Source organism: Thiohalomonas denitrificans, from assembly GCF_016841685.1.
Taxonomy (GTDB): Bacteria; Pseudomonadota; Gammaproteobacteria; order Thiohalomonadales; family Thiohalomonadaceae; genus Thiohalomonas; species Thiohalomonas denitrificans_A.
In genome coordinates, this window is the sequence record NZ_JAENYR010000011.1 from 12370 (window position 1) to 24513 (window position 12144).

The 12144-nt window shown below is 60.7% G+C and carries 9 protein-coding genes; 8 read left to right on the forward strand and 1 reads right to left on the reverse strand.

Translation table 11 applies throughout. The features are described from left to right. The first annotated feature begins 36 nt into the window (after positions 1–36). From lipA to Q7L05_RS03815, 7 genes are all read left to right on the forward strand, one after another. A complete protein-coding gene (lipA, locus tag Q7L05_RS03785; protein ID WP_303902172.1) occupies positions 37–981 on the forward strand; it encodes a lipoyl synthase in 945 nt (314 codons plus the stop codon). Positions 982–1362: 381 nt separating this feature from the next. Further along, complete coding sequence (locus tag Q7L05_RS03790; protein ID WP_303902175.1) at positions 1363–2751, forward strand: CmpA/NrtA family ABC transporter substrate-binding protein; 1389 nt, start codon at positions 1363–1365, stop codon at positions 2749–2751. A 95-nt stretch (positions 2752–2846) separates the two neighbouring features. Beyond that, a complete protein-coding gene (locus tag Q7L05_RS03795) occupies positions 2847–3869 on the forward strand; it encodes an ABC transporter permease (protein ID WP_303902178.1) in 1023 nt (340 codons plus the stop codon). 154 nt (positions 3870–4023) lie between these two features. After that, complete coding sequence (locus Q7L05_RS03800; protein WP_317623087.1) at positions 4024–4887, forward strand: ABC transporter ATP-binding protein; 864 nt, start codon at positions 4024–4026, stop codon at positions 4885–4887. A 49-nt stretch (positions 4888–4936) separates the two neighbouring features. Continuing rightward, positions 4937–7411 (forward strand): nitrite reductase large subunit NirB, encoded by a 2475-nt coding sequence (gene nirB / locus Q7L05_RS03805; RefSeq protein ID WP_317623088.1) that lies wholly within the window; start codon positions 4937–4939, stop codon positions 7409–7411. A gap of 164 nt (positions 7412–7575) precedes the next feature. Beyond that, positions 7576–7884 (forward strand): nitrite reductase small subunit NirD, encoded by a 309-nt coding sequence (gene nirD / locus Q7L05_RS03810; protein WP_303902181.1) that lies wholly within the window; start codon positions 7576–7578, stop codon positions 7882–7884. An 8-nt stretch (positions 7885–7892) separates the two neighbouring features. Beyond that, positions 7893–10547 (forward strand): nitrate reductase, encoded by a 2655-nt coding sequence (locus Q7L05_RS03815; protein ID WP_303902184.1) that lies wholly within the window; start codon positions 7893–7895, stop codon positions 10545–10547. 32 nt (positions 10548–10579) lie between these two features. Here the strand turns inward: Q7L05_RS03815 and Q7L05_RS03820 are convergent, their stop codons facing one another. Then, positions 10580–10771: a hypothetical protein gene (locus Q7L05_RS03820; RefSeq protein ID WP_303902186.1), complete on the reverse strand. Its 192-nt coding sequence runs from the start codon at positions 10769–10771 to the stop codon at positions 10580–10582. A gap of 529 nt (positions 10772–11300) precedes the next feature. Here Q7L05_RS03820 and Q7L05_RS03825 point away from each other — a divergent pair. Further along, positions 11301–12143, forward strand: coding sequence for a penicillin-insensitive murein endopeptidase (locus tag Q7L05_RS03825; protein ID WP_303902188.1), 843 nt, complete (start codon positions 11301–11303; stop codon positions 12141–12143). Position 12144 lies beyond the last annotated feature (1 nt).

The following is a 12144-nucleotide window of genomic DNA, read 5'->3' on the forward strand; positions in this document are numbered from 1 at the left end:
CGCGTTCAATCCCCGTTGGCTTTATCCTTCTCTCCCATGAACTCCGATGAAAAACGATCCCTGAGGGGCGAGACCAAGACCGCACGCATCCCCATCAAGGTGGTGCCCGCAGAGCGCCCTCTGCCGAAGCCCCGCTGGATCCGCGCCAAGGCGCCCACCAGCCCCGAAGTAATGCGCCTCAAGGGCATTCTTCGCGAACAAAGGCTGCATACCGTTTGTGAGGAGGCGGCCTGCCCGAACCTGGGCGAATGTTTCCAGCACGGGACTGCCACCTTCATGATCATGGGGGATATCTGTACCCGCCGCTGCCCCTTCTGTGATGTAGCCCACGGACGTCCGAACCCCCTCGATAGCGATGAACCGGCGCACCTGGCTGAAACCGTCAAGGCCATGGGCCTGCGTTTCGTGGTGGTGACATCGGTGGACCGCGATGACCTGCGCGACGGCGGCGCCGGGCACTTCGCTGATTGCGTGGCAGCGGTGCGCGAGCAATCACCCGAAACGGCCGTGGAGATCCTGGTGCCCGACTTCCGGGGTCGCCTGGAGCCTGCCCTGGAAGCGCTCGGCAAGGCACCACCGGACATCTTCAATCACAACCTGGAGACGGTGCCCCGCCTCTACCGCAAGGCCCGGCCGGGTGCCGATTACCAGTGGTCGCTGGACCTGCTGCAGCGCTTTCGTGAACAGCACCCGCAAGTGCCCACCAAATCGGGGCTGATGCTTGGCCTGGGTGAGGAGCCCGGGGAGATCCTGGAGGTGCTGAGGGATCTCCGGGAACACGGCTGCGACCACCTGACCCTCGGCCAGTATCTGCAACCGAGCCGCCACCATCTGGCGGTGGAGCGCTATGTCCCTCCCGAAGAGTTCCGGGAGGCGGGAGCCCAGGCCAGATCATTGGGGTTCACCCACGTAGCAAGCGGTCCCATGGTCCGCTCATCCTATCACGCCGAACAGCAGGCCCGCGGCGAACCAGTCGGTTAGTCGCGCGTCGGTAATCTACGGCGCATTCACAATGCGCCACCTCTTCGTTCCGTCAGAAAGCGGTCGCTCTACTGGAGACTTGCCCTTTATGCGGCAAGCCGCGAGTGGCCCCCGCCCCATTCCAGGTAGTGCAATCCACATTTTGCGCCGCGATGGTGCATCGACCACGCATCCGCTCACTCCCTCCCGGGTCCCTTTCCGTGGCCCGCCCGCGGTTTCCTCCCTTCCGGCAACGGTTGGCATGCCAACTGCAAGATAAAACCCGAATGCGGCCCTGCCGACACGGGTCCGCATCCGGGCCCATCTCGGACAACGGCCGTTCCTGTACGGAACAATTCCGTGGGCTGTTTTTTACTCATAACCCGGAATGGCGAGGGAGTGATGCAAAGAGAGAAAAGAAAAACCAGTCGGCGCAACTTTGTGAAGTCGGTGGGTGCCGGGATTGTTACCGCCGCGACACTGCTCGCGACCCCGACCATCCAGGGAGCCGAACCGGAGAAAGAGGACCTCAGGTTCGGTTTTATCAAGTTGACCGATATGGCCCCGCTGGCGATTGCCTATGAAAAGGGCTATTTCGAGGATGAAGGGCTATATGTCACGCTGGAGGCGCAGGCCAACTGGAAAGTACTGCTGGATCGGGTGATCGACGGCCAGCTCGATGGCGCCCACATGCTGGCCGGTCAACCGCTTGGAGCCACCATCGGCTACGGCACGCAGGACCATATCGTCACTGCCTTCTCCATGGACCTCAACGGCAACGGCATCACCGTATCCGACACGGTCTGGGAGGAGATGAAAAAGCATATTCCTCACGAAAACGGCAAGCCGGTTCACCCCATAAAGGCCGATGCCCTGAAGCCGGTCATCGATCAATACAGGCAGCGAGGCAAGCCCTTCAACATGGGCATGGTCTTCCCGGTTTCCACCCACAACTACGAACTGCGCTACTGGCTCGCCGCCGGCGGCATCCACCCCGGCTACTACGCCCCGCACAGGAACGATACCTCCGGTCAGATCCAGGCCGATGCCCTGCTCTCGGTGACACCGCCGCCGCAGATGCCGGCCACCATGGAAGCAGGCACCATCGATGGCTACTGCGTCGGTGAGCCCTGGAACCAGCAGGCGGTCTTCAAGGGCATCGGTGTACCGGTAATCACCGATTATGAGATCTGGAAGAACAATCCGGAGAAGGTCTTCGGCGTTTCCAAACAGTGGGCCGACCAATACCCCAACACCCATGTCGCAGTCGTGAAGGCCCTCATCCGTGCGGCCCAGTGGCTGGACGCCGACCACAATGCCAACCGTCCCGAAGCGGCGAAAATCCTGTCGCGTCCCTACTATGTCGGCGCCGACGAGGAGGTGATCGCAAACTCCATGACGGGTACTTTCGAGTACGAAAAGGGCGACCAGCGTGCGGTTCCCGATTTCAACGTTTTCTTTCGCTATAACGCCACCTATCCCTACTACTCCGACGCTGTCTGGTATCTGACGCAGATGCGCCGCTGGGGCCAAATCCCCGAGTCCAAACCGGACAGCTGGTACATGGAGGTGGCGAAGCGTGTCTACCGCCCGGACATTTACCGGAAAGCGGCCGAAGCCCTGATTGCCGAAGGCAAATTCCGTTCGGAGGATTTCCCCGACTTCGACCACGAAGACGGCTTCCGTCCGGCACAGGAAGACTTCATCGACGGACTGACATTCGACGGCGGAAAGCCCAATGCCTACCTGGATCAGTTCCCCATCGGGCTCAAAGGCGACCAGCGGATATAGCAACCGCTTTCGGACGGTGCCTGGCCGAACGAACGACACAAGAGTCCGGAACCGACCGAAACGTCCATGCAGCGAAAAAGGAAAGGTGAGCACGTATGGCGACCAATCTCATAAACACGCATCGCACCTTCAGCGTCGGCTGGCTGGATGCCCTGCAGCATCGGCTCCAGGGCGACCGACTCACCACGCTTACAGCAACAGTGACAAAAACGCTGCTTGCTCCGGTGTTCGCGATTGCCGTTTTTCTGCTGGTATGGGGCATTGGCGCGGCTCACGTCGAGACCTCACTGGGGCAGTTGCCGGGACCGACCCAGGTATGGCACAGCGGCCAGCAACTCATCGCGGAATACCAGCAGGAGCGTCAGCGCGAAGCCGCATTCAATGAACGCCAGCACAAACGCAATGAGGCCAGGCTGGCAAAAGATCCCGACGCCGAGGTGATGCTGCGCCCCTATACCGGTATGCCGACCTTTTTCGATCAAATCGGCACCAGTCTCGTTACGGTAGCCACCGGCTTCCTGTTGGCTTCATTGATCGCGATCCCCATCGGCATCGTTTGCGGCATGAGCACCATCCTCTATCAGGCTCTCAATCCCATCATTCAGGTGTTCAAACCGGTATCGCCACTGGCCTGGCTGCCCCTGGTAACCATCGTGGTCAGTGCCGTGTACGTCAGCGACGACCCGATGCTTTCCAAGTCGTTTGTCACCTCGGCAATCACCGTCGCCCTGTGCTGTATCTGGCCCACCATCATCAATACCACCGTCGGTGTTTCCGCCGTTGACAAGGACCTGGTGAACGTGAGCCGCGTGCTTCGTCTCGGCTGGTTTACCAAGACGATGAAAATCGTCTTGCCCTCGGCGATCCCCATGATGTTTGCAGGTCTGCGGTTGTCACTGAGCATCGGCTGGATGGTGCTGATTGCCGCCGAAATGCTGGCACAAAATCCGGGGCTCGGAAAATTCGTCTGGGATGAGTTCCAGAACGGCAGCTCCGATTCGCTGGCGCGCATCATGGTCGCGGTTTTCGTCATCGGCTTCATCGGCTTTCTCCTCGATCGGTTCATGCTGCTGCTTCAGCGCTGGGCCAGCTGGGACAAAAGCGCGGTGCTGCGATAGACAGTTGCCCAAAATAGGAGCGTAACTCGCCCAGGTCCGCTCTCGAGACCCGGCACGATACAGAGCCTCCGTCATCCCCGCGAAGGCGGGGATCCATTGTGCCGCTCCTGGATTCCGCCTTCGCGGGAATGACGGAGGGGGGGAGTAGTCACACATGAGCAATAAAAACCAACCAGAGGTCCCCACCATGACCTACCTGCACATCGACCACATCGGCATGACGTTCAAGACCAGCAATGGCCCGCTGAATATCCTTGATAACGTCGACCTCAAGGTCAGCAAAGGCGAATTCGTTTCACTCATCGGCCACTCCGGCTGCGGCAAGTCGACAGTACTCAATGTTGTTGCAGGCCTGCTGGAGGCTACGACCGGCGGTGTACTGCTCGAGAACCGGGAGGTGAACGAACCGGGACCGGATCGGGCGGTAGTGTTTCAGAACCACTCGCTGCTGCCGTGGCTGACCGTCTACGAAAACGTCCGTCTGGCCGTCGACCAGGTTTTCGGCAAGGTGCATACCCGGCGTGAACGGAAAAAACGGACTCTGCATTACCTTGAGCTGATGCATATGGGACATGCATTGGAGCGGCGCCCGGCGGAGATCTCGGGCGGCATGAAACAGCGGGTCGGCATTGCACGCGCCCTGGCGATGGAGCCGAAGGTACTGCTGATGGACGAACCCTTTGGTGCGCTTGATTCGCTGACCCGAAGCCATATGCAGGACACCCTGATGGAGATTCAGGCGTACCTGCAAAACACCGTGGTGATGATCACGCACGACGTGGATGAAGCCGTACTGCTTTCCGACCGCATCGTGATGATGAGCAACGGGCCGTCGGCAACGATTGGGCAAGTCCTCCCGATCGATTTGGTTCGTCCCCGGCACCGGGTCGAACTCGCCGACGATCCGGCCTACAACCGCTATCGCGGAGCCGTGTTCCAGTTTCTGCATGACCGCCAGGAAAACCTGACGATCGCGAAACCGACAAAATCTGCCGTTCTGCGGATGGCAGCCGGTTAGCAGGAATCACCGGCTCACAGCGGCCAATGGTGCTTAGGAGAAAAGGATTATGAAAGAGCGACTAATCGTCATCGGAAACGGCATGGCGGGGATGCGCACTGTCGAAGAACTGCTCAAGCTGGCCCCCGATCTGTACGACATCACCGTGTTTGGCGAAGAGCCCCATGGCAACTACAACCGCATTCTGCTTTCTCCGGTACTGGGCGGTGAGTTGTCGTTCGAAGAGACGCTGCTCCATCGGCCCGAATGGTATGCGGAGAATGGTATTACGCTGCGCTCGGGTACGAGGGTAGAAAAGATTGATCGGCGGCGCCGGGTGGTGGTTGCCGCCGATGGCAGCGAAACACCCTATGACCGCATGCTGCTCGCCACCGGCTCCCGTCCGGTGATCCTGCCGGTAGCCGGTCACGGATTGCCCGGGGTGATCGGCTTTCGCACCATCGCCGACGTGGAGACGATGATCGATGCATCGCAGCGATTCCACCATGCGGTAGTGATCGGCGGCGGACTGCTCGGGCTGGAGGCCGCCGCGGGGCTGCTCAAGCATGGTATGAAGGTGCGTGTTGTGCATCTCGCGGAAACATTGATGGAGCGCCAGCTCGACGAGACCGCGGGTCGGATGCTCCAGGAAAATCTGGAATCCCGCGGGGTCGAGTTCCTCATGGGCGCTAAAACCAGAGAGATCATCGGCCGGAAACGGGTGCAGGGCGTAGTGTTCGAAGATGGTCGCGAGGTCAGTGCCGATCTGGTGGTGATGGCTGCCGGTGTCCGTCCCGAGAAGGAACTCGCCCGGAGCGCCGACATTCACTGCGACCGCGGAGTGGTGGTGGACGACACACTGCAGACCTTCGACCCGCGTATCTACGCGGTAGGCGAATGCGTCCAGCATCGCCGCGCCATCTACGGTCTGGTGGCCCCTCTATTCGAACAGGCCAGGGTCTGCGCCAACCATCTGGCCCGACTCGGCTTTGCCCGCTATACCGGCTCCATCACCTCCACCAAGCTCAAGGTAACCGGCGTCGACCTCTTCTCCGCCGGAGATTTCACCGGAAACGAACACAGTGAGGCCATCGTCTTTCGCGACCCGGCACGAGGTGTCTACAAGAAGCTGGTGCTGGAGGACGACCACCTGAGGGGAGCCGTCCTCTACGGCGACACCGTGGACGGCTCCTGGTACTTCGAACTGATGCGCGGGGGGGTCGACGTCAGCGCCTTCCGCGACGACCTGATGTTCGGGCGGGCACACATCGGCGATACCGGTCATGGCGGTGGAACAAGCACTGCCGAGATGGCCGATGACGCACAGGTTTGCGACTGCAACGGCGTCAGCAAGGGCGACATCGTCAAGGCCATTCGCAGCCAGGGTCTGTTTACCCTTGAAGAGGTGAAGAAGCATACCAAGGCGGCTGCGTCCTGCGGTGGTTGTACCGGTTTGGTGGAGCAGATCCTCGCGGCTACCGTGGGCGGCGAATACACCCATCCGGATCGGAAACCGCTCTGCGCCTGCACCGACTTCAGCCACGACGAGGTGCGCCACGCCATTCGTGAACAGCACCTGATCGATCGTGAATCGGTCATGAAGGGGCTCGATTGGCGCAGCCCCGACGGCTGTCCCACCTGTCGCCCGGCGCTCAATTACTATCTGCTGGCGGCGTGGCCGGGCGAGGCGGTGGACGACAGACAGTCACGCTTTGTCAACGAGCGGGTACACGCCAATATCCAGAAGGATCGCAGCTATACCGTAGTACCGCGGTTGTGGGGCGGTGTAGCCACGCCGGATGAACTGCGGGCCATTGCCGACGCTGCAGACAAGTACGCGGTGCCGCTGGTCAAGCTGACCGGGGGGCAGCGTATCGATCTGGTGGGCGTAAAAAAGGAGCAGCTACCCGACATCTGGGGCGATCTCAACAATGCGGGACTTGTCTCCGGCCACGCCTACGGCAAGGCGCTACGTACGGTCAAAACCTGCATCGGCGCACAGTTTTGCCGCTTCGGCACCCAGGATTCAATTCAGATGGGTATCGACCTGGAAAAGATGACCTGGGGCTCCTGGACACCGCACAAATTCAAGATGGCGGTCTCCGCCTGTCCGCGCAATTGTGCCGAGGCAACCATCAAGGACTTTGGCGTGGTCGGTATCGAAGGCGCCTGGGAGCTGCATGTAGGCGGCAACGGCGGCACCAAGGTGCGGGTCACGGACAGGCTTTGTCGGGTCGAGACCGCGACCGAAGTGCTCGAGTATGCCGGTGCCTTCATGCAGCTCTATCGGGAGGAGGCACGCTATCTCGAGCGCACCGCGCCATGGGTGGAGCGCATCGGCCTGACGCACATCAGAACCCGGGTGGTCGATGACGCAGAAAGGCGCCGCGAACTCTACGAGCGTTTTCTCGAATCACAGCGATACGCTCGGCATGATCCCTGGGCGGCAAACCGGACACCGGAGCAGCGTCTGGAATTCGTACCCATGCAGACGCTGTCCATGGACGCCCCGACCGTCATTCCCGCGAAGGCGGGAAGCCAGTGACGGTAGGGTGCACTCTCGTAGAGTGCACTCTTCAAGTGCACCGTTTCCGTCTGCCCCGTTTCTGTCACGGAAAAACGGCGCAATGGAAAAATGCGCTTTACATCGTCCGCATACCTTTTCAAAAAACCAACACCCCGCATCGCCGGGCATAACGGGAGAAAAAAATGTCCGAATGGATCGAAGTCGGCCCCCTGGAGAGTATTCCGCAACTGGGCGCCCGGGTTGTGGCCACCGACCAGGGGGATATCGCGGTGTTCCGCACCGGAGACGATCAGGTGTTCGCACTAGACGATGCCTGCCCCCATGAAGGTGGGCCGTTGTCGCAGGGCATGGTCTACGGCACCCGGGTCGCCTGTCCGCTGCATAACTGGAGCATCGAACTGTCCACCGGAGAGGCGGTCAGTCCGGACGAAGGATGCGCGGGCCGCCATGAGGTACGAGTCACCAACGGGAGGGTTGCGATACGTTTGTGAGAGACGCCATGAAAAACAGCGCTCCACTGCGGACCACGTGCCCCTATTGCGGTGTCGGCTGCGGCATCATCGCCACTGGAGAACCGGATGGCCGGGTGAATATCGCCGGCGATCCGAATCACCCTGCCAACTTCGGACGCCTCTGCTCCAAAGGCCATGCGTTGGGGGAAACACTCGGTATGGAGGGGCGGCTACTGCATCCCGAGATCACGGGTGTGCGATGTGACTGGGACACCGCTCTGGATGCAGTGGCCAATGGTTTCAAGGAGATCATTGAACAACACGGCCCCGAGTCGGTTGCGATCTATCTCTCCGGCCAGCTGCTCACGGAAGATTACTACGTAGCCAATAAACTGATGAAGGGTTTCATCGGCTCGGCTAACGTCGATACCAATTCGCGCCTCTGTATGTCTTCGGCGGTATCCGCCTACAAGCGTGCCTTCGGTGCCGACGTGGTGCCGTGCAGTTACGAAGATATCGAACGCACCAAGCTAGCGGTTTTAGCCGGTTCGAATGCCGCCTGGACCCATCCTGTGATTTATCAGCGCCTGGCGCGCGCAAAGCGGGACAATCCCGATCTGTTCATCGTGGTCATCGATCCGCGGCGGACTGCCACCTGTGACCTTGCCGACCTCCACCTGCCGCTGGCTCCGGACAGCGACGCCATTCTCTTCAACGGACTGCTCACCTGGCTGGCAGACAGCGGTGAATGCAATGAACTCTTCCTCAGCCACCACACGGAGGGTGCTGATGAGGCATTGGCCACGGCCCGGATGGCGGCACCGGACGTCGACAGCGTCGCCGGGCAATGCGGATTGCCGGCCGAAGATGTGACTGCCTTTTTCCGGCTGTTCGCCCGCACCGAGCGGGTGCTGACACTCTTCTCCCAGGGCATCAACCAGTCCGCCGGCGGCACCGATCAGGCCAATGCCATCATCAACTGTCACCTGTTCACAGGCCGCATCGGAAGGCCCGGCACAGGTCCCTTTTCCCTCACCGGACAACCCAACGCCATGGGCGGACGCGAGGTGGGCGGGCTTGCCAACCAGCTCGCAGCCCACATGGAGCTCGACGACCCCGCAGCGCGACAACGAGTGCAGGCCTTCTGGAATGCACCGGCAATGCCGGAGCGCGAGGGGCTCAGGGCGGTATCGATGTTCGATGCCATAGCAACCGGGAGCATCAAGGCCGTATGGATACTGGGGACCAATCCTGCGGTGAGCCTGCCCGAAGCGGATCGGGTCAGAGAGGCCCTGCGGCGATGCGAACGGGTGGTGGTCTCCGACTGCGTGTCCCGCAGCGATACCGTGGATCTGGCCGATATACGCCTGCCGGCCCTGACATGGGGCGAAAAGGAGGGTACGGTCACCAACTCCGAGCGGCGCATCTCCCGCCAGCGCGCCTTTCTGCCGCCGCCCGGTACCGCCCGGCCGGACTGGTGGGCCCTGGCACAAGTGGCCCGACGGCTCGGTTTCGGGGCAGCCTTCGATTACAACAGCCCCGCAGCCATCTTCCGGGAGCACGCGGCACTTTCCGGTCTGGACAATGGCGGACAGCGCGCCTTCGACATCGGTGCACTGGCCGGACTCGACGATGCCGGCTACCAGCACCTCGCACCTATCCAGTGGCCGCTGCCCGCAGGCAAACGACAGGACAAGACGCGGCTCTTTTCCGACGGCCGCTTCCATACGCCTTCGGGCCGGGCGCGCCTGATTCCGGTTCGCCCCGCTATCCCGCATCCGGGCGCCCTGTCGACAGATATGCTGGTGCTCAATACCGGCCGAATTCGCGACCAATGGCACACCATGACCCGCACGGGCCGTTCTCCACGTCTGGCCGGCCATACCCCCGAACCCTACGTCGAGGTCTCGGAGGAGGATGCCCTCCGCCTGGGATTGACGGAGGGTGGCCTGGCGGAATTGAGCTCGGCTTTCGGAACCATGCTGGCACGCACGCGGATCAGCACCGGACAGAAAACCGGGAGTGTCTTCGTTCCCATGCACTGGAGCCGCCCCTTTGCCTCTCGCGGCCGGGTGGGTGCTCTGATCGCGGCCCTGGTGGATCCCGTTTCAGGACAGCCCGCCTTGAAACAGGGCCGTGTGCGGGTCTCCCCCTGGAGGCCCTCGTGGCATGGTTTCGTGCTGTCACGACGCGAGTTGAAACTCGATTTGCCCTATTGGGTTCTCCATCAGGGGCACGAGTTCCGGAGTTATGAAGTGGCCGGTGACCGTGCACCGGAAGCGTGGCCCGCGGCAGCCCGGCAAATCCTCTGTTCGCCGGCACAGGATGTCGGCTGGGCGGAATATCTGGCAGTAAGCACCTATCGGGCAGCCCGGCTGATAAGTGGACGCCTGGAGAGCTGTCTGTTTATCGAACCCGCCTCCCATCCGTTACCCGACCGGGCTTGGCTGGAGTCACTGTTCGCGGCAGATGAATTGAACCACGAACAGCGACACCGGTTGCTCTCCGGCCAATCACCAAAAGATGCACCCTCGAGTGGGCGGACGGTATGTGCCTGTCATGGTGTGGGCGAAAACAGCATTCTCACCGCGATTCGTGAACAGGGGGTGAACAGTGTGGAGAAGATCGGCGAGTGCCTTAAGGCCGGTACCGGGTGCGGAGCATGCATCCCCGAACTGAAGGCCCTGCTCCGACTGGCTTGATGAAACAGCCGAACACCTCGCTCCCGGGGTCCTCAGGCACTGGTGTTAGCCGCAATCTGGACCCAGATAAAAAACAGGAAAACAGCACCGCCAATCACTAACGGCACCATCACAGACCACATCAATCCGAGCCCCCACAGCAGCCACGCGGCTCCCACGGCCGCCACCCCCGCCGGGACCACAGGCCAGAAGTAGCGCAGGTAGATGGCAACTATTCCTAACAACCTACCACATCGCATCTCAACACCTCCCACCTCACGCGAAGGTTCCAATAACTACCAAACATCCCCGGTATATGTCCTTACAAATAGCAGGGTATTGACCAGTACTGTATGTCAGGCGTAAAGTCGATTGCGCCCCCCGGGAATTCGAGGGCAGTTTCCAAGGGAGGCACAAGGCAAAGCCGGCCTCCCCGGAGAGGGAGTCAACATGAGCAACAGGACGCGCCGGCCCTTGCGCCCGCACCCGATTTTCCTTCCTGCCGCGTCGTCTGACGCTTCGCTCGCACCGCGCTCCAATGCGCGAAACCGTTCGCCCTCCCTCGCCAGGTTTGTTGGTCTACAAAAGGAGTTCTGGCTATGGAAAGAAGTATACGCATAGGGGGGCACCACGAGCACATGGCACGAAGTCGCCTATAAAAGCTACTGCCGAACAGCGGGGAGCTGGTCTGTGGACATCCGGTATGCCCCCGGAGACGGAAGTCCCGAGCAACTCATCGAAAACCCACTGGAGATCGTCTCGACCGGTCCCGAGGTGGATGTAGCTACCGCTTCAAACCGGATCCGTCCCAAAGTCATCGGGGGCGGGGGGATCCCCAATCTGTCTGCGGGCAGTACCGGCGTCAAGGTTGAAGTGAACGACTCCGGCTGCCCCAACAGACCCCTGCCGGATGCCGACATCACGATCGAGACACGGACCGTGGCCGGCAGCGGCGGACATACCCACATGGGCAAACAGGCCGGCACCGGCTCGTTTCCCTCGGGGAACGCGACCGAAACCGGAATCACCAACGAGGAGGGTGTTTTCCGAACCGAATACACCGCCGGCGTCGTCGGACTGAAGGAGCAGGTGATAGCCACAGCCAGGGCGGATGTATCGGCGGCGAGTGAACCACCAAACATTATGGAGAGTACTGGCGAAACCGAACTGACCATCGCAATTCCGGATCTCGTTCCGCTGACACCGTCCAGCGATTATGAACTGTACCAGTCACCCACCGGACAAGATACGCATCGTCAAAACAACTATGGGACCTTGGGGCTGGTATCGATTCTACAGAGCGTGGCAAGCCAATGGATAGAAGACCGGGTCGCTGAAGGCACGCCAGCAGCTGAAGTAAAAACACTGAGCTTCAACGATATGAGCCTGCCGAACGGCGGCGTTTTCGACCTGTGCAAAAGCCTGCAAGCCAATTGCAGCCATGTTTCACATGAGGTTGGAATCGATGTGGATGTAAATGTAACGAATCGGATGGGGTTAGACCATGATGAAACCGAGGCTCTCAAGTTCTTATTCATGAAACATGAGCCATCATGCCGTTTTATACACAAATATCATTTCCGTTGTGAACCGGCGTTGACGGTCTATCGACAGTAGG

Excerpts from the sequence above, each read along its gene's own strand:
- Q7L05_RS03790 (WP_303902175.1), top strand. The coding sequence starts at position 1,363 with ATGCAAAGAGAGAAAAGAAAAACCAGTCGGCGCAACTTTGTGAAGTCG.
- Q7L05_RS03800 (WP_317623087.1), top strand. The coding sequence starts at position 4,024 with ATGAGCAATAAAAACCAACCAGAGGTCCCCACCATGACCTACCTGCAC.
- nirB (WP_317623088.1), top strand. The coding sequence starts at position 4,937 with ATGAAAGAGCGACTAATCGTCATCGGAAACGGCATGGCGGGGATGCGC.
- Q7L05_RS03815 (WP_303902184.1), top strand. The coding sequence starts at position 7,893 with ATGAAAAACAGCGCTCCACTGCGGACCACGTGCCCCTATTGCGGTGTC.
- Q7L05_RS03795 (WP_303902178.1), top strand. The coding sequence starts at position 2,847 with ATGGCGACCAATCTCATAAACACGCATCGCACCTTCAGCGTCGGCTGG.
- lipA (WP_303902172.1), top strand. The coding sequence starts at position 37 with ATGAACTCCGATGAAAAACGATCCCTGAGGGGCGAGACCAAGACCGCA.
- nirD (WP_303902181.1), top strand. The coding sequence starts at position 7,576 with ATGTCCGAATGGATCGAAGTCGGCCCCCTGGAGAGTATTCCGCAACTG.